This window comes from Rhodocyclus tenuis, from assembly GCF_014197755.1.
GTDB lineage: Bacteria > Pseudomonadota > Gammaproteobacteria > Burkholderiales > Rhodocyclaceae > Rhodocyclus > Rhodocyclus tenuis.
Genome location: NZ_JACIGE010000016.1, coordinates 50161 through 72914, shown reverse-complemented (window position 1 = coordinate 72914; position 22754 = coordinate 50161). Strand labels below are relative to the sequence as shown.

Genomic DNA, 22754 nt, shown 5'->3' with positions numbered 1-22754 from the left:
GCGCGGCCTTGATCGGCCGGCGCGGCTTGCGGTTAAACTTGTTTCCGTCGCCCCCCGCTCCGAGGTCTTTCATGAACGCATCCGGCAGCTTCTCCGGCTCCTTCTCAGGCACCGATACCTACGTCGCCACGCGCGAGCTGTCGCTCGCCGTCAATGCCGCGATCACCCTGCAACGGCCGCTGCTGATCAAGGGCGAACCGGGCACCGGCAAGACGCTGCTCGCCGAGGAAGTCGCCGCCGCGCTCGGCCTGCCGCTCTATCAGTGGCACGTGAAATCGACGACGCGCGCGCAACAGGGGCTGTACGAATACGACGCCGTCGCCCGCCTGCGCGATTCGCAGCTCGGCGAGGCGCGCGCCAGTGACATCGGCCACTACATCGTCAAGGGCGTGCTGTGGCAGGCTTTCGAAGCCGAGACGCCATCGGTGGTGCTGATCGACGAGATCGACAAGGCCGACATCGAATTCCCCAACGATCTCTTGCGCGAACTCGACCGCATGGAGTTCTACGTGTACGAGACGCGCGAGCTGATCCGCGCCCGGCAGCGGCCGCTGGTGTTCATCACCTCGAACAACGAGAAGGAGCTGCCCGACGCCTTCCTGCGCCGCTGCTTCTTCCACTACATCCGCTTCCCCGACCGCGAAACGATGCAGCGCATCGTCGAGGTGCACTACCCCGGCATCAAGCAGGCGCTGCTGCGCGAGGCGCTCGAAGTCTTCTTCGAACTGCGCGAGCTGCCGGGTCTGAAGAAGAAACCCTCCACCTCGGAACTGCTCGACTGGCTGAAACTGCTGCTCGCCGAAGACATTCCGCCGGAAGCGCTGCGCAGCAGCGACCAGAAGCTCACCATCCCGCCGCTGCACGGCGCGCTGCTGAAAAACGAGCAGGACGTGCACCTGTTCGAGAAGCTGGTGTTCATGGCGCGGCGCGGGCGCTGAGTCTCGTGCCCAAGCACCGCCTGCTCCCCGTGGCAGCCTAGCCCGAGATGCTCGTCGATTTCTTCCTGCACCTGCGCGCGCGCGGCGTCAAGACCTCGCTGCAGGAGTTCCTCGTCCTGCTCGAGGCGCTGCGCCTCAATGTCGCCGGCTACAGCATCGACGACTTCTATCTGCTGGCGCGCACGACGCTGATCAAGGACGAAACACAGTTCGACCGCTTCGACCTGGCCTTTGGCGAGTATTTCAAGGGCATCGAAGCCCTGCCCGGCATGGAAACCGGCATCCCCGAGGAATGGCTGCGCCAGGCCGCCAAACGCCTGTTGAGCGACGAGGAACGCGCCGCGCTGGAAAAACTCGGCTGGGACAAGCTGATGGAAACGCTGCAACAGCGCCTCGCCGAGCAGAAGGAACGCCACGCCGGCGGCAACAAGTGGATCGGCACCGGCGGCAGTTCGCCCTTCGGCCACGGCGGCACGCACCCGGAAGGCGTGCGCATCGGCGGCCGGAGCGAGAACCGCTCGGCGGTGAAGGTGTGGGAGAAGCGCGAGTTCAAGAACCTCGACGACAGCGTCGAACTTGGCACGCGCAACATCCAGGTCGCGCTCAGACGCCTGCGCCGTTTCGCGCGCGAAGGCGCCGCCGAGGAACTCGACCTCGACGGCACCATCGATGGCACCGCGCGCAACGCCGGCTGGCTCGACCTCAAGCTGCGCCCGGAGCGGCACAACGCGGTGAAGGTGCTGCTCTTCCTCGACGTCGGCGGTTCGATGGACGACCATATCGCCACCTGCGCGACGCTGTTCTCCGCCTGCCGCAACGAGTTCAAGCACCTCGAGTACTACTACTTCCACAACTGCGTCTACGAGCATGTCTGGCGCGACAACGTCCGCCGCCGCACCGAGCGCACGCCGACCGTCGACGTGCTGCACCGCTACGGCCGCGACTACAAGCTGATCTTCGTTGGCGACGCGACGATGAGCCCCTACGAGATCGTCCATCCCGGCGGCAGTGTCGAGCACGACAACGCCGAGCCCGGTGCGGTCTGGCTGTCGCGCCTCTCCGACGCCTTCCCGCACGCCGTCTGGCTCAACCCCGAACCGGAAGCGCACTGGCCTTACCGCGAGTCGATTTCGCTGATCCGCCAACTGCTCGGCGGCCGCATGTTCCCGCTGAGCGTCGACGGCCTGACGCGCGGCATGCGCGAATTGAGCAAGGCCTGACAAGGCCTGCGCCGACCAGCGCCAGTGTTCAAGGCACCGGGCGCACCATCCCGCCCGACGACTTGCCCGGCGCCCGCTTAGGGCATAGTATTACAAGCGTAATTACACCGGAGTCCACCATGTTCAGCCTGAAACTCACCCAGATCGGCAATTCTGTTGGCGTGGTGCTGCCGAAAGAGGCCTTGGCGCTTCTTCGCGTGGAAAAAGGCGACACGGTCTATCTGACGGAATCGCCACAAGGCTTTGTTCTTTCGCCTTACGACCCGGCCATCGAAGAGCAGCTTGCTGAAGGACGCGAATTCATGCACGAATTCCGCGACACCTTTCGCGCACTGGCGAAATGAACTTCCTCTGGATCAATCGCCGCGCACTCCTGCTGCTACACGAGGAAAGTCTGGCCATCCACGGTGGCGCTTCGGGGCTGCGCGACGAAGGGCTGCTTGAATCAGCCTTGGGCCGCCCGGAAAACCTCGCCGCCTACGGCAATCCGGATGTATTCGACTGCGCGGCCGCTTACGCTTTCGGCTTGTCGCGAAACCATCCCTTTATCGACGGCAACAAGCGCGCCGGCTTTCTTGCCGCCGGTCTTTTCCTGCGAATGAACGGTTTTCGTCTGGCAGCAAGCCAGGCTGACGCCTTGAGCCAGATGCTCGCCCTGGCCGCCGGCGAACTTCCCGAAACCGACTTCGCCGCCTGGCTGCGTAGAACGAGCGCTGCCCGCTGATGGCGGCCGTCGTCGCAACGGCGCCAGCTGACCGAACCACTGCAGACTATGGCTTTCAGCAGGTACTATCTGCCCTTACCCACCCGAAAGAAGCCCGCCCCGCATGTCTGCCGAAGTCAAAGAAAAACCCGTATACGCCATCGCCGCCTCGGTGCAACTGCCCAACGTCAGCGATCTGGAGTTCGAAGCCTCGCTGACCGAGTTGCGCGAGCTGGCGAAGACGCTCGGCTATACCGTCGTCGAAACATTCACGCAGAAGCGCGCCGGCTTCGATACCACCGGCTATCTCGGCGTCGGCAAGCGCGAGGAAATCCGCTGCTTCGCCAACATCGACAGCGGCCACGAGGACGACGAAGACCCCGTTGCGCCACCCGCCGCCAGGGCGACGCAGAAAATCGAAGCACTCTTCGTCGACCACGAAATTTCGCCTTCGCAGGCACGCAATCTCGAAAAGGAGACCGGCTGCGAGGTGATGGACCGCACCATGGTCATCCTCGAGATCTTCCACCGCAACGCGCGCTCGCGTGCGGCCAAGGCGCAGGTCGAGATCGCGCGGCTCGGTTACATGGCGCCGCGCCTGCGCGAGGCGGCCAAGCTGGCCGGGCCGCAGGGTCGGCAGCGCAGCGGCGTCGGCGGCCGTGGTGCCGGTGAATCGCATACCGAACTCGACCGGCGCAAGATCCGCGACCGCATCGCCGAGTTGCAACTGGAAATCGTCGCCATGGAGGCCGAGCGCAAGACGCAGCGCGCGCGCCGCCAGGAGCGCCAGGGGCTGGCCAGCGTGGCGCTGGTCGGCTATACCAATGCCGGCAAATCGACGCTGATGCGCGCGCTGACCGGCAGCGAGGTGCTCGTCGCCAACAAGCTCTTTGCCACGCTCGACACCACCGTGCGCACGCTCTACCCGGAAAGCGTGCCGCGCGTGCTGGTCAGCGACACCGTCGGCTTCATCAAGAACCTGCCGCACGGCTTGGTGGCCTCGTTCAAATCGACGCTCGACGAGGCGCTCGACGCCGGCCTGTTGCTGCACGTGATCGACGCCAGCGATCCCGGCTTCCAGCGCCAGCTCGAAGTCACCGACACGGTGCTCGCCGAAATCGACGCCGACGCGCTGCCGCGCCTGCGCATCTTCAACAAGATCGACCACGTCGGCGACGCCGCGGCGCAGGCCGAACGTGAGGCTGCACTGCTCGAGCAGTACCCGGGCTGCGTGGTGATGAGCGCGCGCCGGCCGGACGATGTGGCGCGGCTGCACCAGCGCATCGTCACCTTCTTCCAGCAGGATCTGGTCGAGGCCGAACTGTTCCTGCCGTGGACCGCGCAGCAGCTGCGTGGCGCCATCTACGCCAGCTGCCAGGTGATCGACGAGCGCGCCGAGCCGGACGGCGCGCACTTTCACGTGCGCGGCGAAGCGGCAGCGGTGGACAGCCTGCGCGAACGCCTCGCGCAGTTGCCGTAAGCGCGGCGGAAGCTCGTCCCGGTCGTCAGCGTCTGCGATGAGTTACCGGGTCAAGCTCCTCGCGGCTGCCGGCGACCTGCCGGCCGAAGAATGGCAGCAACTCGCCACTGGCGGCGACCCGTTCAGCAGCCGCGAATTCCTCGCTGCCGCAGAAGAGAGCGGCGCCGCCTCACCGGAACTGGCCTGGCAGCCGCTGCATCTGGCGCTGCGCGAAAGCGACGGGCGCCTTGCCGGCCTGTTGCCGCTCTATCTGCGCCAGCATTCATTCGGCGATTTCTCGCGCGACTGGAACTGGCCGCCCACCTGGCAGCGCGCTGGCCTCGACTATTACCCGAAGCTGGTCAGTGGCATTCCGTTCACGCCGTCGCCGGGACCGCGCCTGCTGGCGCGTGGCGACGCCCCGGCCGCGCTGCGCCCGGCCTTGATCCGGGCGGCGATCGAAGTCGCTGCCGAATGCCACGCTTCTTCGTGGCAATGCCTGTTCGTGAACGAAGCCGAGCGCACGCTCCTCGCCGATGCCGGCCTGCTCTTGCGCCGCGGCGTGCAGTTCCACTGGATCAACCGTGGCTACAGCGACTTCGCTGACTTTCTGGCCAGCTTCTCTGCTGAAAAACGCAAGAAAATCAGGCGCGAACAACGTGCCGTGGCAGAAGCTGGACTGCGCATCGAAACGCGCCACGGCGACGAGATCGACGCGACGCTGTGGCAGGCGCTGCACCGCCACTATCGCGACACTTTCACGCGCTACGGCAACCATCCGGCCTTCCCGCTCGACTTCTTCCAACGCGTCGGTCGCGAACTCGGACGGCGCATGGTGGTGTTCATCGCCTGGCGCGACGAGCAGCCGGTCGCCTCGGCAATCTGCTACCGCAGCGACCGCGTCCTCTACGGTCGCCACTGGGGCAGCGACATCGACTGCCCCGGCCTGCATTTCGAGCTGAGCTACTACCAGGGAATCGACTACGCGATCGCCAAGGGCCTGAGCCGCTTCGAGGCCGGCGCACAAGGCGAACACAAGCTGGCGCGCGGCTTCGAACCGAGCGCAACGTGGTCAGCGTTCTGGATCGCTGATCCGCGCATGCGCAACGCACTCGCCGACTTCATTCGTCGCGAGGACGACACGGTGCAGGATTACGCGGCGGAAATGGCGCGGCACCTGCCTTATCATCGAGAATAGCCGCACGGCAGGGGCGCGGCGGCGTCGAGCCCGGTTGCACGGCGCTGATCTTTCAGCCATCAGATCAGCGGCACGCCAACCTTCTTCTCGCCGCGCTCGTACACCACGTTGGCGCGGCCGACGATCATCGGATCGAGCGGGCCGATACGGTCGGCGTCCTTGTTCCCGTAGGGCAGGCGGTGCAGGATGTAGCGCAAGGCATTGAGGCGCGCGCGCTTCTTGCAGTCGGACTTGATCACCGTCCACGGCGAATCGGCGGTATCGGTGGCGAAGAACATCGCCTCCTTGGCTTCGGTGTAGTCGTCCCACTTGTCGAGCGAAGCGAGGTCGATCGGCGACAGCTTCCACTGCTTGAGCGGATGCACCTCGCGCTCCTTGAAGCGCTGCCGCTGCGCGTCGCGGCTGACCGAGAACCAGAACTTGATCAGGTGGATGTTGTTGCGCACCATCATGCGTTCGAATTCGGGCGCCTGACGCATGAACTCGCGGTATTCCTGATCGGTGCAGAAGCCCATCACGCGCTCGACGCCGGCGCGGTTATACCAGGAGCGGTCGAACAACACGATTTCGCCCGCCGTCGGCAGGTGCTGCACATAGCGCTGGAAATACCACTGGCCGCGCTCGATCTCGCTCGGTTTTTCCAGCGCGACGACGCGCGCGCCACGCGGATTCAGGTGCTCCATGAAGCGCTTGATGGTGCCGCCCTTGCCCGCCGCGTCGCGGCCCTCGAAGAGGATCACCACCTTCTGCCCGGTTTCCTTCACCCAGGCCTGCAGCTTGAGCAGTTCGACCTGCAAGCGGTACTTCTCGCGCTCGTAGGCGCTGCGCGACATCAGGTTCTTGTACGGATAGCCGCCCTTGCGCCAGTCGGGCGACAGTTCGTCATCGGGCGCCTTGCGCGGTTTGAGCAGCGGCCGCTGCTGTTTCAGCAACTCCTTGAGCAAGCCACTGGCTTCTTCGGGCCCAACACCCGAAAGAACGTCCTTGATTGCATTGATTTTTTGCTGACGCGCGGCGGCAATGGACTCGTCCACCGCGAAATCCTCGACATGGCCGGCGCTGTCGATTGGTCCGATGTCGCCGCCGGCGCTCGCGCGCACTGGTTCTGGAATAGCGCCGGCCTCCGCACGTTGCACTTCTGCCACCGGAGGAGCCTCCGCCGGTGGCGCATTCTTCCCAAGCTTCGCTGCCATGAAATCCCCTCGTCAAAGGAACTGAAGCTGCTTCGCCAAGGGGCGATTCTGCGAGGAGAAGCCGGGAAGATCAATCGCTCAGATTGCCGCCGACGACCGAACCGATCACCGCGCCCAGCGCCGTGGCGACGACGCGACCGTTGCCGCTGCCCACCTGATTGCCGATGATGCCGCCGGCGACGGCGCCAATCGCCTGACCGGCGACGCGGTTGCCGTTCCCTTGCGGGTAGTAGCCGCGATTGCGCTCGTAGTAAGGCGGCGCAGCGCGATAGTCGTAGTACTGGCGTTCAGGGTAGACGTAACGCTCCTGATAGATCACGCGCGGCGGTGGCGGTGCGTGATAGACCACCGGCGGCGCCTGATAGACGACCACCGGCGCTTGATAAGCGTAGCCGCGCTGGTAGTGATGGTGGTGCGGCGGCGGTGCGTAGCGCGGCCCGTCGTAGGGCCCATACCAGCCGCCAGGATCGGCAAAGGCACTGGCACTGCACAGCGCGGCGGCACACAGGGCCGGAATACACATCTTCTTCATGATCACTCTCCTGACAAAACTCGTAAAAGCGCGCGTTCTGAGCCAATAACGCGCTTGCCGGGAGTGTGGCCTACCGCCTTGTGTAAGGACCTGTAACGGGGGGAGTCCTGCCAGTGTGGTGACGCCAGCGGACCGATCATCAATCAGGGCCGGGAGGCCGCCGGTGCCGGCGCTTCGTCGTGCACCGCCACGCCGAAGACCAGCGCTTTGATGCGGAAGAGTTCGTCGCGCGCGGCGGCGGCTTTCTCGAATTCGAGGTTCTTCGCCGCTTCCTGCATTTCCTTTTCCAGCCGTTTCAGCTCACGCGACAGCTGTTTTTCGCTCATCGCGGCGTAGTTTTCCTGCTGCTGTGCGGCCTTCAGCTCTCGCTGCGCGCCGTCGGCGTCGTACACGCCGTCGATGATGTCCTTGATGCGTTTGGTGACGCCCTTCGGCGTGATGCCGTGCTCGAGGTTGAAGGCGATCTGTTTCGTTCGCCGGCGCTCGGTTTCAGCCATTGCACGCCGCATCGAGTCGGTGATGCGGTCGGCGTAGAGGATTGCCGTGCCGTTGAGGTGGCGCGCGGCACGGCCGATGGTCTGGATCAGCGAGCGCTCGGAACGCAGGAAGCCTTCCTTGTCGGCGTCGAGGATCGCCACCAGCGACACTTCCGGAATATCGAGGCCTTCGCGTAGCAGGTTGATGCCGACGAGCACATCGAACTCGCCGAGGCGCAGGTCGCGGATGATCTCGACGCGCTCGACGGTATCGATGTCCGAGTGCAGGTAGCGCACCTTGATTCCCTGCTCGCCGAGGTAATCGGTCAGGTCTTCCGACATGCGCTTGGTCAGCGTCGTCACCAGCACGCGCTCGCCGACGGCGATGCGCTTGCGGATTTCCGAGAGCAGGTCGTCGACCTGCGTCGTCGCCGGGCGGACGATGATCACCGGGTCAATCAGGCCGGTCGGCCGCACCACCTGCTCGACCACCTGCCCCTGGTGCGTGCGCTCGTACTCGGCGGGCGTCGCCGAAACGAAGATCGTCTGCCGCGTCAGCTTCTCGTATTCCTCGAACTTGAGCGGCCGGTTGTCGAGCGCCGACGGCAGGCGGAAACCATAATTGACGAGGTTTTCCTTGCGCGAACGGTCGCCCTTGTACATGCCGCCGACCTGCGAAATGGCGACGTGCGACTCGTCGATGAACATCAGCGCGTCGGGCGCGAGGTAGTCGAGCAGCGTCGGCGGTGGCTCGCCGGCATTGCGCCCGGAGAGGTAGCGCGAATAGTTTTCGATGCCCTTGCAGAAACCGAGCTGGTCGAGCATTTCGAGGTCGAAACGCGTGCGCTGCTCGATGCGCTGCGCCTCAACCAGCTTCTGCTCGCGATGGTAGAAGGCGATGCGTTCGCGCAACTCCTCCTTGATCGCCTGGATCGCGCGCACGACCGTGCCGCGTGGCGTGACGTAGTGCGACGACGGGAAGACGGTGAAGCGCACCATCTTCGACTGCAGATGGCCGGTGAGCGGGTCGAACAGCTGCAGGCCCTCGATTTCGTCGTCAAAGAGCGAGATGCGGATCGCGTGTTCGGCGTGTTCGGCCGGAAAGACATCAATGACATCGCCGCGCACGCGGAAGGTGCCGCGATGGAAATCGAGTTCGTTGCGCTCGTACTGCATCTCGGCCAGACGCTTGATGATCTCGCGCTGGCCCATGCGGTCGCCGACGCGCATGGTCAGGATCATCTGGTGGTATTCGTCGCGGTCGCCGATACCGTAGATGCACGACACCGTCGCGACGATGATGCAGTCGCGCCGTTCGAGCAGGCTTTTCGTCGCCGACAGGCGCATCTGCTCAATGTGCTCGTTGATCGACGAATCCTTCTCGATGAACAGATCGCGCGCCGGCACGTAGGCCTCGGGCTGGTAGTAGTCGTAGTAGGAGACGAAGTACTCGACGGCGTTTTCCGGGAAGAACTCGCGGAACTCCGAATACAGCTGCGCCGCCAGCGTCTTGTTCGGCGCCAGGATCAGGGCCGGCCGGCCCATACGCGCGATGACGTTGGCCATGGTGAAGGTCTTGCCCGAACCGGTCACGCCAAGCAGCGTCTGGTAGAGCAGGCCGTCGTCGATCCCCTCGATCAGCAGACGGATCGCTTCCGGCTGGTCGCCGGCTGGCTGGAAAGGCAGGTGCAGGCGGAAAGGACTGCCGGGAAAAGTGACGACCGGATTCTCGCCGGCTGGCAAGACTGCGCCGGGTTCGGCCGGTGGCGGCAGTTTGGCGGCGCGGGCGGGCCGCGAGGACTTCAGAGGGGCAGACGGCGCAGGGTTCGATGTTTCGGGCATGGTAGAATTCGCGGGTTTTTCACGGCCGGCTGGCCGGATGGCAACCTCGCATTGGGCGCCAGGCGGCAGCCGGAGGTTCCGCATTATTTCGTAAATCGCGGCGCGAAGCACGGCGTCTTTTGGCCGTCGCCGGCGCGCTGCACTAACGGCGTGCACTTGCGCCAACAGGAGCGCTAATGACTTCCTCGATTTTCGCCGCCGTGGAGATGGCTCCGCGCGACCCGATCCTCGGCCTCAACGAATCCTTCAACGCCGATACGCGCACGACCAAGGTCAACCTCGGCGTCGGCGTCTATTTCGACGACAACGGCAAGATCCCGCTGCTCGGCGCCGTCCGCGCCGCCGAAAAGACGCGCCTCGAAGCTGCCCCGCCGCGCGGCTATCAGCCGATCGAAGGCACGCCGGCGTACAACCAGGGCGTGCAGAAGCTGATCTTCGGCGCCGACTCGGCGCTGCTCGCCGATGGCCGTGTAGTCACCGCGCAGGCGCTCGGCGGTACCGGCGCGCTGAAGATCGGCGCCGACTATCTGAAGCAGCTGCTGCCGAACGCCACCGTCTACATCAGCGACCCGAGCTGGGAAAACCACCGTGCGCTGTTCGAAGCCGCCGGTTTCCCGGTCGCCACCTACCCCTACTACGACGCTGCCACGCGCGGCGTCGATTTCGCGGCGATGAAGGCCTGTCTGGCTACGCTGACGCCCGGCTCGATCGTCCTGTTGCACGCCTGCTGTCACAACCCGACCGGCGCCGACCTCGACGCTGCGCAATGGGCGGAAGTGATCGCAGCGATCCGCGAACGCAATCTGGTCGCCTTCATCGACATGGCCTACCAGGGCTTCGCCGACGGCATTACCGAAGACAAGGTCGCACTCGACCTGTTCGCCGCGTCCGGCCTGCAGTTCTTCGTCTCCAGTTCGTTCTCGAAGTCGTTCTCGCTCTACGGCGAACGCGTCGGCGCACTGTCGATCGTCACCGCCACGCGCGACGAGTCCGCACGCGTGCTGTCGCAGTTGAAGCGCGTCATCCGCACCAACTACTCCAACCCGCCGACGCACGGCGGCGCCATCGTCGCCAGTGTTCTCGCCAGCACCGAACTGCGCCAGCAGTGGGAAGACGAACTCGCCGGCATGCGCCTGCGCATCCGCGCGATGCGCACGGGTCTGGTCGACAAGCTGGCCGCGCGCGGCGTCGCGCAGGACTTCTCCTTCGTCGTCCGCCAGCGCGGCATGTTCTCCTACACCGGCCTGTCGGCGGCGCAGGTCGAACGGCTGAAGGCGGAATACGGCATCTACGCCGTCAGCACCGGCCGTATCTGCCTGGCAGCGCTCAACACCAAGAACATCGACTACGTCGCCGACGCGATCGCCGCGGTGCTCTGAGCGAAGCCTTGCCAATCAGAACGCCGGCTGCGGGGAACGCCCTCGCAGCCGGCGTTTTCGTTTCAAGCTAGCGCAGATCGAGTTCAGGCGAACGCAGTGTGCCGGCAAAACTCATCGGCACGCGCAGGCGGTTCGTTCCCTTCATTTCAATATCGATCGCGCCCGAGAGGCGGAGCTGCCGGTCGACATCAAGGCGGCCGACCGACTGCATCAGCCCGGAACTGACCACCAAGGGATTGAAGCGCACCAGATCCGGCGTCAGACGAAGGTTGGCGGTGAGCAGCTCGAAACGCGTCGAGCCACCGACCACCGCTTTCTTCGATACCCGCCGCGCCGCCTCGGCGAGGTCGATGCCGATCACGCTGCCGCGCTTGACGGCGACGCTGCCGCTGCCCTCCAGCGCTGCCGGCAGATCGCTCCACTCAGCCGCCCGTGCGACAAACTGCAAGCGCCCGTCGATGTCTCCGGCGAGCAGTTCGCCAAGGCCGAGTGCCTGACCGAAGCGACGCGCGCTGATGCGCTCGAAGTCGATGCTGCCACTGAGCAAGGGCGTAGCCTCGCCGCCAACACGCGCCGTGCCATGCACAATGCCATCGAGCAGCCGCAACTCCATTTCACTGATGGCGAAAGCCCGCCCCTGGAGAACGCCCTTGACGACGAGCGAGTCGAAAAGCCAGGGCGAGGCGTTCGTCAGCCGCCAATTGCTGCCCTCAAGCGTCAGCGCGAATGCCGCATCGCGCGCTTGCGCCGTCAGTTGCAGACTGCGCCCGGGTGTTTGCAGATTTAACGTGGCGAAACTGCCGTCCGCCGCCCGCTGCACCTCTCCGTCCATCGCCGGCAGCGTCAGGCCGCCGAGATCGAGAGTAAGGCCTTCGAGTATCACCCGTTCGAAACGCAGATTGCTGCCACTGATGCCGCTGCCGAAAACAGAGGCCAGCACGCCAAGCATCTCCGCCGGCACGCTGGCGCCGGTGATGCGCAGCTCACGGAAGACCGGGTCGCCACCGGCCAGCGCGGAAAGCGTCGGCACGAGGCGCACGGCGCCAATGCGCAGTGCGTGGCCATCGGCGCCAACGCGCACGTTGTCGAGCTCCAGCGCGGGCCTTGGTGAAAAACTCACACGCAGCGCGCCGACCGTTGCCGGCTGTCCGGCCAGCCGCGACAAGCTCGCTTCAAGCTCGGGACGATAACGCTCGTAAGGGAACAGAAATACGAGCAAGCCGAGCAGTACGGCGAGAGCACCCGCAGCCAGGCCGATGCGCGCCGGCCAGCCGAGCGCTGGCTCGCGATTGCCGCGCCGGATCGGCTTGATGTGCACCTTATCCGGGGAGCCCTTGCCCGTCAGCAGCGCCGAGAGAAAACCGCCGCGCGGCTCTGCCGCTGCAGGCGCAACCGGTGGCGGATTGAAATCGGGTTCGAGACCGAAAATGGAAATATCCTCGACCGGCAGATCCGCCAAGCCCGGCTCCGCGCGCGCAGCGGCCGGTGGCCTGGCACTGTCATCAGCGCCGCTGGCAGCCGGCGATTCACTGCGCCTGGCCTTCAGCTCCGCCGGCTTCTGGCTGAAGGTCGAAAACTGCGACACCTGCTCCAGCGCCGCCGAGCCAATCTCTCGCACCGCCTGCCGGCGCTGCTCCCATGCCGAGCCGGTTTCTGCCCGTACCTGAATGAATCCGCCCTGTTCAAGCTCGGCCAGTGCCCGTTCGACCATTTCCATGTTGCCGGCGCGCGTGCACAGTTCGGCCACGCTGGACTTGCCGTCAACCAAGATAAGCACCATGCGCTGGTTGCGCTGAACGACGCGCGTGCGCTGGTGCATCGCCTCCTCGCCAGCCGCCGTTTTTTCGAAAATCAGAGACGAATCCATTTTTTCCCGGAATTGTTGACGAAACTGCAATCCATCTTTATCATGCGCGCTTCGTTGTTCCTCGATAGCTCAGTCGGTAGAGCGCCGGACTGTTAATCCGTAGGTCCCTGGTTCGAGCCCAGGTCGGGGAGCCAAAGATTCAAGCATTCAGCCAATCCTTCGGGGTTGGCTTTTTGCTTTTCAAAGTTCCATTTTTGCGTTTCATTGGCGTGCTCTGTATTGCCGGCGATTCCGGCACAGACCCGCCCCTCCCGGAAGACCTTCATGAGCACCCTGCCCCATTGCCCGCAGTGTAATTCCGAATTCACCTACGAAGACAAGGGCACCTACATTTGCCCCGAGTGCGCGCACGAATGGTCAAGTACCGCCAGCGAAAGCACCGATCAGCCACGCGTCGTATACGATGCCAACGGCAACGCCCTTCAGGAAGGTGACACGGTCACGGTGATCAAGGACCTGAAGGTTAAAGGATCTTCGTTGGTAGTCAAGGTCGGCACCAAAGTGAAAAACATCCGCCTGGTCGACGGCGACCACGACATCGACTGCAGGATCGACGGCATCGGGCAGATGAGCCTGAAGTCGGAATTCGTGAAAAAGGCGTAAGCGCCTGCGGCAGTCGGAATTGCCGATGCCTGCTGGGCGCGGCCGCGGCCGCAATGTCAGCCAAGCGAAAGCCATCCTGCGGGATGGTTTTTTGCTTTTCAGGGAGCGAGAGTTGAACAGGAAAGGCTGCAGAGGCGCTGTTTCAAACCGCTTGCCTGGCGAAAATATCGAATATTGGCCAGACGCGGGGGTTTTCCCGGCTTTTCCCCGGTTTTCCCTGGCTCGCCGCTAGCTGGCCTGGCCAGGCCAGATACCAGGAAAGGCCAGAAACGCGAAGAGGCGCCGAAGCGCCTCTCCACTGCAAACGAAGCAGAGCGAGGGCCGAAGACGCGGCCCCCCGTTGCCGCCTAGTCGCGTTGCGCGCGGCGGCGATCCTGTTCCTTCAGGTGACGCTTGCGGATGCGGATGCTCTTCGGCGTGATTTCGACCAGTTCGTCGTCGTCGATGAACTCGACGGCGCTTTCCAGCGACAGCGCCACCGGCGGCACCAGACGGACGGCTTCATCGGTACCCGAAGCGCGCACGTTGGTCAGCTGCTTGCCCTTGATCGGATTGACGACGAGATCATTCTCGCGGCTGTGGATGCCGATGATCATGCCTTCGTAGAGGCGATCGCCGGGAACGGCGAACATGCGGCCGCGGTCCTGCAGCTTCCACAAGGCGTAAGCGACGGCTTCGCCGTGTTCAGCCGAGATCAGCACGCCATTGCGCCGACCCGGAATCTCGCCCTTGACCGGCGAATAGTCGTCGAAGACGTGGCTCATCAGGCCGGTGCCGCGCGTCAGGTTGAGAAACTCGCCCTGGAAGCCGATCAGGCCACGCGCCGGAATGCTGTATTCGAGACGGACGCGACCGCGACCGTCGGAAACCATGTCCTGCAGTTCGCCGCGACGATAGCCGAGCGCTTCCATGACGCCGCCCTGGTGCGTTTCCTCGACGTCGAGGGTGAGCAGTTCCCACGGTTCCAGGCGCTCGCCATCGACTTCCTTGTAGATCACGCGCGGACGACCGACCGCCAGTTCATAACCTTCGCGACGCATCGATTCGAGCAGGATGGTCAGATGCAGCTCGCCGCGGCCGGAAACAATGAAGCTGTCGCTGTCGGGCGTATCTTCGACGCGCAGCGCCATATTGGTCAGCAATTCCTTGTGCAGGCGCTCGCGGATCTGCCGGCTGGTGACGAACTTGCCTTCGGTACCAGCGTAGGGCGAGGTGTTGACCATGAAGGTCATGTTCAGCGTCGGCTCGTCGACCTTGAGCATCGGCAGTGCTTCAGGCTTTTCGGTGTCGGCGATGGTGCAGCCGATGGAGAGCTCCTCGATGCCGGTGACCAGCACGATGTCGCCGGCCAGCGCCTCATCGAGCGCAACGCGCTCAAGGCCGCGGAAACCGAAGACCTGATTGACCTTGGCGTTTTTCGGCGAACCGTGTTCGAAGTTGCCGTTGGCGTCGGGCTGGCCGTAGAGCACGGTCACCTGCTGCGCCGACTTCAGCTTGCCGCGCTGGATGCGGCCGATGCCGATGCGGCCGACGTAGCTCGAATAGTCGAGTGCCGAAATCTGCAGTTGCAACGGCTCGTCGATTTCGCCGGCTTCGGGCGGCGGCACGTAGCTTAGGATGGTATCGAACAGCGGCCGCATGTCCGGCGACGGCTTGGCCAGATCGAGCGTCGCGAAACCGTTGAGCGCTGACGCATAAACGACCGGAAAATCGAGCTGTTCGTCACTGGCGCCGAGCTTGTCGAAGAGATCGAAAGTGTGATCGACCACCCATTCAGGCCGCGCCCCGTCGCGGTCGACCTTGTTGATCACGACGATCGGGCGCAGGCCAAGCGCCAGCGCCTTCTTGGTAACGAAGCGCGTCTGCGGCATCGGGCCTTCGACGGCATCGACCAGCAGCAGCACACCGTCGACCATCGACAGAACGCGCTCGACCTCGCCGCCGAAGTCGGCGTGTCCCGGCGTATCGACGATGTTGATGTGCACACCTTCGTAATCGACCGCGGTGTTCTTGGCGAGAATGGTGATGCCGCGTTCCTTTTCCAGATCGTTCGAGTCCATGACCCGTTCGACCAGATGCTGGTGCGCTGAAAAGGCGCCGGCCTGCCGCAGCAGCTTGTCGACCATGGTGGTCTTGCCGTGGTCAACGTGGGCGATGATGGCGATGTTGCGGACGGGACGGGACATGTAGGCAAGACCTTGAAAAAGGGCGCAGATTCTACCACAGACAGAGCACCGCCGTCGCGCACGAAGATCGGCTTGCCGCAGCTCCGGCCGTCCGCTTGCGCAGCCGCCCGCATCAAGCCCCTGCCTTGGCAAGGTGCGGCGCAGCCGGTAATCTGCACGCGCCTCGTGTTGCCGCGCGGCCTGCCTCGCGACAGCACGCTTTTACCGCCGCTTTGTGAAAGAAACATGACCAACATGAGCAATCCGATCCGCGCCGCGCTCGCCTGGCAGCCGCGCGCCAGCTACTCCGACATTACCTACGACTTCGCCGACGGCATCGCCCGTATCGCCATCAACCGGCCGCACAAGCGCAACGCCTTCCGCCCGGAGACGGTCAGCCAGCTGATCGACGCCATGCACCGCGCGCAATTCGACCGCGAGGTCGGCGTCATCGTCCTCACCGGCGCCGGCCACGAAGCCTTCTGCTCGGGCGGCGACCAGACGGTGCGCGGCGACGATGGCGGCTACCACGACGAGGACGGCACGCCGCATCTCAACGTGCTCGACCTGCAGATGCAGATCCGCCGCTGTCCGAAACCCGTGGTGGCGATGATTGCCGGCTACGCCATCGGCGGCGGCCACGTGCTGCACCTCGTCTGCGATCTGTCGATCGCCGCCGACAACGCGCGCTTCGGCCAGACCGGCCCGCGTGTCGGCAGCTTCGACGCCGGTCTCGGCGCCGGCCTGCTGGCGCGCACCATCGGCATGAAGAAAGCCAAGGAAATCTGGCTGCTCTGCCGCCAGTACGACGCCAAGCAGGCGCTCGACATGGGGCTGGTTAACACCGTCGTGCCGCTCGCCGAACTGGAAGAAGAAACCGTGCGCTGGTGTCAGGACATGCTGCGCCTGTCGCCGATGGCGCTGCGCATGATCAAGGCCGGTTTCAACGCCGACACCGACGGTCTGGCCGGCATCCAGGAACTTGCCGGCAACGCCACCGGGCTTTTCTACATGAGCGAGGAAGGGCTCGAAGGCCGTAACGCCTGGCTGGAAAAGCGCGCGCCCGACTTCGCCAAGTACCGCCGCCGGCCCTAGGCGTGCGCATCGCCGCCGTCCGCCTGCAGGCCTACCGGCTGCCGCTGGTCGCCGCGTGGACCAGCGCGCTCGGAGGTTTTACTGCGCGTGAAGGCTGGCTGCTGCGCATCGACAGCGAAGACGGGCGCAGCGGCTTCGGCGATTGCGCGCCGCTGCCGGGGCTGGTCGGCGAATCGAGTGCCGTCGCGGGACAGGCGCTTGAGCGCTGGCGCGAGCAGCTGCCCGCTCAATCGCTCGCAGACGCGCTTGCCGGCCTGCAGCAGACGCCACTCGCCGCGCAGGCGCCGGCAGCTTGCGCAGCCGTCGAGTGCGCATTGCTTGACCTGCTGGCGCAAGCCGCCGGCTTGTCGCTGCGCGGCTGGCTGGCGCGAAATTGTGCGAGTCGCCCCGCGCCCGAACTGACCGACAGCGTCGCCGTCAATGCCACGCTCGGCGCACTGGCGCACCTCTCCGACACGGCACTCGCCGCCGGCATCAGTGATGCCATCACTAAGGGTTATCGCGTATTCAAGCTGAAGGTCGGCGTCGCCGCCGCCACCGCGGAAGCCTCTCGCCTGCGCAGCCTTGCCGCCCTTCTGCCCGCAGATTGCCGGCTGCGTCTCGACGCCAACGGCGCGTGGGACGAGTGCTGCGCGGAACAATTCATCGAAGCCTGCGCCGGAATGCCGATCGACAGTCTGGAAGAGCCGCTGGCGGACTCTGCCGACCAAGCAGCCTTCCTCGCCACCTTGCGTCGCTTGCAGGACAGGGCGACATTTCCGCTGGCCATCGACGAGTCCTGGCCACGGCTTGCCGACGCGGCCGAGAGTTTTTTCTCCGCACCGCCGGTACATCGCTTGATCGTCAAGCCGCCACGCCACAGCGGCCTGCTGCCCGCGCTCGCGCTCGCGCGCAGCGCCGCCGCCAGCGGCATGGATGTCGTCGTCACCAGCAGCGTCGACAGCGCCTGCGGCGTCCTCGCCGTGGCCCAGCTGGCGGCCGTTATCGACGCCGAGCGCCGCACCCGTGGCAGCGCAGCGCTGACGCACGGCCTCGCCACCTCGCCCTGGCTGGCCAGTGACACCGGCGCGGCGCCAGTACTCGCCGAGGGCAGGCTGTTTCTACCCGCCGCGCATGGCCTCGGCTTTCAGCCGCTGGACACATTCTTCGCCTGAACAAGCAGCTGCGACCGGAGACCGTGGCGTCTGGCTGGTTATAATTCCGCTCTTTGCTTACGCTCGCGCGCTTCGCTCAGTCTTCCGTTCGCTGCGTCAATCCAGCGTACGGGCTTTTCCGCTTTTCATGTCATCCGCACGCCCACAGGTACAACTCGCACCGATGCACGCCCTCGCCGACATCCTCGCCGAACTCGCCCGCACGCAGCCCGACGCGGAGTTGCTGCGCAGCGCGCAAGGCACGCGTTCGTGCGCCGAAGTGGCGGCGCAGGCTGCCAGCGACGCGGCCTCACTGCGGGCGCAGGGTTTCGCCGCCGGCGACATCGCCGCCATCGCAGCTGGCACCGACGAGTTACTGCGCGCGACGCTGGCGTGCGCGCTGGCCGGCATCGCTCTGGCACCGCTCGACCCGGCCAGCGCGACAACGCGCTTGCCGGCCTTGCTGGCGCTTGGCGGAAAACGCTTGCGCCAGGCATCGCTGCCCGCCGGCGAGGGCGACTTCTCCGCCGCCGCCCTCGCCGACGGCGTCGCTGACGCCAGCGCCCACGCTGCCGCCTTGCGCGAGCACGCGGCGTCGGCCGAGCACGCGGCGTCGGCCGAGCACGAAAAACCCGCATTGGTGATCGCCACCAGCGGCAGCGAGGGAACACCGAAAGCGGTCATGCTCTCGGCCGCCAGTCTTGCCGCTGCCGCGCATGCGGCCAGGCAGCGGCTGCCACTCGGGCAAGGCGACGTCTGGCTCGCCTGCCTGCCGCTCAATCACATCGGCGGCATCTCGATCATTCACCGCTGCCTGCATGCCGGCGCGGCCATTTCGCTGCACGAACGCTTCGATGCCCTCGCCGTCTGGCACGAGATCGCCAGCGGCGATGTCAGCCACGTCTCGCTGACGCCGGCGATGCTGGCGCGCCTGCTCGACGTCGCCGACGCAGCGCCGCCAGCGCGCCTGCGCCATGCCCTGGTCGGCGGTGCCGCGCTGTCGCGGGCGCTGTTCGCGCGCGCGCGCGCTGCCGGCTGGCCGCTGCGGCCGAGCTGGGGAATGAGCGAATCGGCAGCGCAGGCGGCGACCCGTGTCGAGAACATCGATGACTGGCACGAAGGCGAAGCCGGAACCCTGCTCGACGGCCTCGAATGCCGCGTCGAGGCCGACGGCCGGCTGGCGCTGCGCGGGCCGCAGATCATGCTCGGCTACCTCAACCCCGAGCTCACGCCTGGACTCGGCCTGCATGACGGCTGGTTCGTCACTTCCGACCTTGGCCGGATCGAAACCAGCGCAAACGGCGCCAATATCGTCGTTCTCGGCCGCGCCGACGACATGCTGGTCAGCGGCGGCGTCAACGTGCATCCGGTCGAAGTCGAGGCGCGCCTCGCCGCCTGCCCCGGCGTAGACGATGTCGCCGTCACGGCGCTGCCCGATCCGGTGTGGGGCGACCTGCTCGTGGCGCTGTTCGTCGGCGCTGCCGAATCGGGTTTCGTCCACGATTTTTCGCGCCAGCATCTCGCCTCGGCACAACGTCCGCGCCGCGTGCTGCGCGTCGCCCGCCTGCCGCGCAACGCCATGGACAAGATCGACCGCAAGGCGCTGCGTGCCATGGCCGGAGAGGCCGCATGAGCCTGCCGCCCTTGCTTGAAGTTGCGCAACGCAGCGAACTGCGTCGTCGCCTCAACGCACGCCTGTCGCCGCTGCTCGCCGGGGTGCCGGCGCATGGTGCGATCAGCATCACGCTCGACCTCGGCTATGGCCGCTGCGACTGGCTCGATACCGATTTCACCTCGGCGCAGGCGTTCTGGTGGGCGCGCCCGGAAAGCGACGAATGGCGCCTTGCGCTCGGCCAGGCGCTGATCGTCGCCAGCGCCGGCCCCAATCGCTTCCCGGCCTTGCGCGCCGCCTACGCCGGACTCACCGCGGACTGGCTGCATTGCGACGCCGACGCCACCGGCCTGCAGCCGGCGGCGCATCTGGGCTTCGCTTTCGACGACGAGGAGCAGGAACAGCTGCCGAACGCGCGTCTGGTCGTTCCGGCCGTACTGCTCGTCAGTCGGCACGGCCGGCTCTCCGCCACCTTCAGTTGCAGCGGCCGTGACAGCGAAGCAGCGGTCGACGGCTGGGTGCACGAGCTGAGTGCGCTCGGTCGTTCGCGGCACGGCAAACGCGCCGAGCGCAGCGCCGGCCAGCAGCTGCTGCGGCAGGAAAACCCGCTCGCCGACCGCGCTTTCATCGCCCGGGTGCGCGCCGCGCTGGCTGGCATCGCCGCCGGCCGCCTGCAGAAACTGGTCATTTCGCGCAGCGTCCGCCTCGAAGCGCAACACGCCATCGCCATCGCGCCAGTGCTCGCGGCACTCGCCGCGCGCCATCCGGCATGTACGCTCTACGCCGTCAGCCGGCCGGGATTCGCTTTCGTCGGCGCCACACCGGAACGGCTGGTCGCGCTCTCCGCGGGGATCGCCCGCGCCGATGCGCTGGCCGGAACATCCTGGGCGGCGCGCCCGGCAGCGGAAAAGACAAGCGACGCGACCACCGCGCCAGCGGCTGCTGCAGCGCCCGCGTCCTTGCGCCTTGAGGACGACAAGAACAGCCGCGAACAGGGCCATGTTGTCGACGCGGTACGCACAGCATTGACGCCGCTGTGCCGCAGGCTGACGCAATCGCAGACGCCCGAGGTGCTGCGCCTGCGCGATCTGCAGCATCTGCGCACGGTGTTCACCGGCGAGCTGACCGACGATGTCGGACTGTTCGAGCTGATCGCCGCGCTGCATCCGACGCCCGCCGTCGGCGGTACGCCGACGCATGCCGCACGCGCCTGGCTGCGCGCCCGTCGCGAGCGACGCGCGGCGTGGTACAGCGGCGGCGTCGGCTGGATCGACGCTACCGGTGACGGCGAAGTCGTCGTTGCCCTGCGCTGCGCGCGCATCGCCGGCCGCCACGCCGCTTGCGATGCTGGCGCCGGCATCGTCGCCGGATCCGACCCGGCGCAGGAATTCGCCGAAACCGAAGTCAAGCTCGCTGCCGCCATCGACGCGCTCAGCCATGCCGAACCCGCGACGGCACTCGCGGCGGACGAAAGCGCAGCGCGCACTGGAACGCAATGAGCCTCAGCGCCACTCCCGCCACCGATCATGGCCTCGTCAATCTGCATTTTGCGCAGACGCTGGTCGATGCGCTGGCCGCCGCTGGCGTCCGCGACGCGGTGATCTCGCCCGGTTCGCGCTCGACGCCGCTGGCGCTGGCTTTCCTGCGGCAGCCGGCGATCAACTGCACGGTCGCCATCGACGAGCGCTGCGCCGCTTTCTTCGCGCTCGGCCGCGCCAAGGCGAGCGGCCGGCCGGTGGCGCTGCTGTGCACCTCGGGTTCGGCGCCGGCCAACTGGTATCCGGCGGTGATCGAAGCCGCCCAGGGCGGCACGCCGCTGCTGCTGCTCTCGGCCGACCGTCCCGCCGAATTGCACGGCTGGGGCGCCAACCAGACGATCGACCAGTTGCGCCTGTTCGGCAGTCATGTACGCGCCAGCCACGCGCTGGAAGCACCGCAGGCGGGTTTCGCCAGCGGCTGGCTGCAGCGACTGGCCGCGCGCGCCGTCGCCGAGAGCCTGGCGCCGCAGCCGGGGCCGGTGCACCTCAACCTGCCTTTCCGCGAGCCGCTGTTGCCCGCGGCGGATCCGCGCGAGTGGCCGCAGGCGGCGGAACTGCCCTTGCCCTCGCCGGCCGCCGCCTTCTCCGAAGCTTTTTCCGCCGACACCTACGCGCCCGGCTGGACCTGCCTGCCCGACCCGGCGGCAATCGCCGCCACCGCCGCCTCGCTGTCCGGACGGCGCGGCGTCATCGTCTGCGGCGGCGGTGCCTTCCCGCCGGCGTTCGCCGAGGCGTTGCTCGCCCTCGCCGCAGCACTCGACTGCCCGCTCTTCGCCGAGCCGCTGTCCGGATTGCGCTTCGCGGCGCTTGAGCGCAGTCAGCTTTGCGTCCGCCAGGAGTCCTTCCTGCGCGACAGCAGCTTCGTCGCCAGCGCACGCCCCGACTGGGTAATGCGCTGCGGCGATTTTCCGGTGACGCGACAGCTGCAGCAGTGGCTGAGCGGCTGCGCTGCCGCCGAGCAGATCGTCATCGCGCCGCCGGGCCGCTGGAACGATCCGCAGCACGTGGCGACACGCGTCCTGCACGGTGACGCGCTGCACATCATCGCAGCGCTGACGCAGGCCGTGAACGCACCGGCAGCGGCGGCATGGCGCCAATCCTTTGTCCGCGCCGAGGCTGCAGCCGAAGCGCTCGCCGCCAAACTGGCTGCTCCGGATTCTGCTGCAGCGCTCACCGACGAAGCAGATCGACTCCCCGGCAGCGACGCCGACTTCTGGGAAGGCGTACTGATTCCGGCGTTGCTCGCGCGCCTGCCGGCCGGCTTCCGCGTCTTTTGCGGCGCCTCGATGGCGATCCGCGACCTCGACAGTTTTTCCGGCGGCGGCAGCAAGCCGCTCGCGTTCTTTGCCAACCGCGGCGCCAGCGGCATCGACGGCAACATGTCGACCGCTGCCGGCATCGCCGCCGCCGGGCCGACGCTGGCGCTGGTCGGCGACCTCACGTGCACGCACGACATCGGCGGTCTGGCACTGGCGCGCGGCCGGCCGCTGCTGGTCGTGGTCATCAACAACGGCGGCGGCGGCATTTTCGAGTACCTGCCGGCTGCGGCCCTGCCCGAGTTCGCCCGCGGCTGGCTGACGCCGGCGGACGCCGATTTCGCGCATATGGCGGCCACCTGGGGAATCGGCTATCAGCGCGCGGCAACGCGCAGCGCTTTCGCAGCCGCCCTCGAACTGGGCCTTGCCGCGATCGAGCGCGGCGATCCCTGCCTGATCGAAGCGGTGATCGACCGCGAACACAGCGTTGCCCGGCATCGTGCATGGTGGGAACAGCACCAATGAAATCGGCCCCGCGGGGCCGA

General features: G+C 66.3%; 18 protein-coding genes and 1 tRNA gene. 14 read left to right on the top strand and 5 right to left on the bottom strand.

Annotated features, from left to right (window positions below):
* Positions 1–71 precede the first annotated feature (71 nt).
* The 6 genes from GGD90_RS16905 (at position 72) to GGD90_RS16880 (ending at position 5518) form a co-directional block, all read left to right on the top strand.
* Positions 72–938 (top strand): AAA family ATPase, encoded by an 867-nt coding sequence (locus GGD90_RS16905; protein WP_153117878.1) that lies wholly within the window; start codon positions 72–74, stop codon positions 936–938.
* 47 nt (positions 939–985) lie between these two features.
* Positions 986–2158 carry a vWA domain-containing protein gene (locus GGD90_RS16900; protein ID WP_153117880.1) on the top strand — a complete coding sequence of 391 codons (1173 nt, stop codon included), beginning with the start codon at positions 986–988 and terminating at the stop codon, positions 2156–2158.
* A gap of 119 nt (positions 2159–2277) precedes the next feature.
* On the top strand, positions 2278–2502 hold the full coding sequence (locus tag GGD90_RS16895; RefSeq protein WP_153117882.1) for an AbrB/MazE/SpoVT family DNA-binding domain-containing protein: 225 nt from the start codon (positions 2278–2280) through the stop codon (positions 2500–2502).
* Positions 2499–2882 (top strand): type II toxin-antitoxin system death-on-curing family toxin, encoded by a 384-nt coding sequence (locus GGD90_RS16890; RefSeq protein ID WP_153117884.1) that lies wholly within the window; start codon positions 2499–2501, stop codon positions 2880–2882. The genes GGD90_RS16895 and GGD90_RS16890 overlap by 4 nt, the downstream gene beginning before the upstream one ends.
* Positions 2883–2985: 103 nt before the next feature.
* Positions 2986–4341 carry a GTPase HflX gene (gene hflX / locus GGD90_RS16885; protein WP_153117886.1) on the top strand — a complete coding sequence of 452 codons (1356 nt, stop codon included), beginning with the start codon at positions 2986–2988 and terminating at the stop codon, positions 4339–4341.
* Between the two features lie 37 nt (positions 4342–4378).
* Complete coding sequence (locus tag GGD90_RS16880) at positions 4379–5518, top strand: GNAT family N-acetyltransferase (RefSeq protein WP_153117888.1); 1140 nt, start codon at positions 4379–4381, stop codon at positions 5516–5518.
* 59 nt (positions 5519–5577) lie between these two features.
* Here the strand turns inward: GGD90_RS16880 and ppk2 are convergent, their stop codons facing one another.
* From ppk2 to uvrB, 3 genes are all read right to left on the bottom strand, one after another.
* Positions 5578–6711: a polyphosphate kinase 2 gene (gene ppk2, locus GGD90_RS16875; RefSeq protein WP_153117890.1), complete on the bottom strand. Its 1134-nt coding sequence runs from the start codon at positions 6709–6711 to the stop codon at positions 5578–5580.
* A gap of 70 nt (positions 6712–6781) precedes the next feature.
* Positions 6782–7243 carry a glycine zipper 2TM domain-containing protein gene (locus tag GGD90_RS18350; protein WP_153117892.1) on the bottom strand — a complete coding sequence of 154 codons (462 nt, stop codon included), beginning with the start codon at positions 7241–7243 and terminating at the stop codon, positions 6782–6784.
* Between the two features lie 143 nt (positions 7244–7386).
* A complete protein-coding gene (uvrB, locus tag GGD90_RS16865; protein ID WP_153117894.1) occupies positions 7387–9561 on the bottom strand; it encodes an excinuclease ABC subunit UvrB in 2175 nt (724 codons plus the stop codon).
* Positions 9562–9737: 176 nt separating this feature from the next.
* Here uvrB and GGD90_RS16860 point away from each other — a divergent pair, with 176 nt between their 5' ends.
* A complete protein-coding gene (locus tag GGD90_RS16860) occupies positions 9738–10940 on the top strand; it encodes an amino acid aminotransferase (protein ID WP_153117896.1) in 1203 nt (400 codons plus the stop codon).
* A gap of 67 nt (positions 10941–11007) precedes the next feature.
* Here the strand turns inward: GGD90_RS16860 and GGD90_RS16855 are convergent, their stop codons facing one another.
* The gene (locus tag GGD90_RS16855; protein ID WP_153117898.1) at positions 11008–12807 is read right to left on the bottom strand and encodes an AsmA family protein; all 1800 of its coding nucleotides are present in this window, start codon (positions 12805–12807) and stop codon (positions 11008–11010) included.
* Positions 12808–12865: 58 nt separating this feature from the next.
* Between GGD90_RS16855 and GGD90_RS16850 the strand changes: the two genes are divergently transcribed.
* Together GGD90_RS16850 and GGD90_RS16845 are read left to right on the top strand one after the other, a co-directional pair.
* Positions 12866–12941 (top strand) — tRNA-Asn (locus GGD90_RS16850).
* A 130-nt stretch (positions 12942–13071) separates the two neighbouring features.
* Complete coding sequence (locus GGD90_RS16845; RefSeq protein WP_153117899.1) at positions 13072–13410, top strand: zinc ribbon domain-containing protein YjdM; 339 nt, start codon at positions 13072–13074, stop codon at positions 13408–13410.
* A gap of 347 nt (positions 13411–13757) precedes the next feature.
* Here the strand turns inward: GGD90_RS16845 and typA are convergent, their stop codons facing one another.
* Positions 13758–15596 carry a translational GTPase TypA gene (typA, locus tag GGD90_RS16840; protein ID WP_153117901.1) on the bottom strand — a complete coding sequence of 613 codons (1839 nt, stop codon included), beginning with the start codon at positions 15594–15596 and terminating at the stop codon, positions 13758–13760.
* 234 nt (positions 15597–15830) lie between these two features.
* Between typA and menB the strand changes: the two genes are divergently transcribed.
* The 5 genes from menB (at position 15831) to menD (ending at position 22734) form a co-directional block, all read left to right on the top strand.
* Positions 15831–16670, top strand: a complete 840-nt coding sequence (menB, locus tag GGD90_RS16835; protein WP_153117903.1) for a 1,4-dihydroxy-2-naphthoyl-CoA synthase — start codon at positions 15831–15833, stop codon at positions 16668–16670.
* Positions 16671–16672: 2 nt separating this feature from the next.
* Positions 16673–17824, top strand: a complete 1152-nt coding sequence (locus GGD90_RS16830; protein WP_221227816.1) for an enolase C-terminal domain-like protein — start codon at positions 16673–16675, stop codon at positions 17822–17824.
* Between the two features lie 127 nt (positions 17825–17951).
* Entirely contained in the window at positions 17952–19436 is a 1485-nt protein-coding gene (locus GGD90_RS16825) for a class I adenylate-forming enzyme family protein (protein WP_184415273.1), read from the top strand.
* The gene (locus GGD90_RS16820) at positions 19433–20914 is read left to right on the top strand and encodes an isochorismate synthase (protein WP_153117907.1); all 1482 of its coding nucleotides are present in this window, start codon (positions 19433–19435) and stop codon (positions 20912–20914) included. The genes GGD90_RS16825 and GGD90_RS16820 overlap by 4 nt, the downstream gene beginning before the upstream one ends.
* On the top strand, positions 20911–22734 hold the full coding sequence (gene menD / locus GGD90_RS16815; RefSeq protein WP_153117909.1) for a 2-succinyl-5-enolpyruvyl-6-hydroxy-3-cyclohexene-1-carboxylic-acid synthase: 1824 nt from the start codon (positions 20911–20913) through the stop codon (positions 22732–22734). The genes GGD90_RS16820 and menD overlap by 4 nt, the downstream gene beginning before the upstream one ends.
* The last annotated feature ends 20 nt before the right edge of the window (positions 22735–22754 follow it).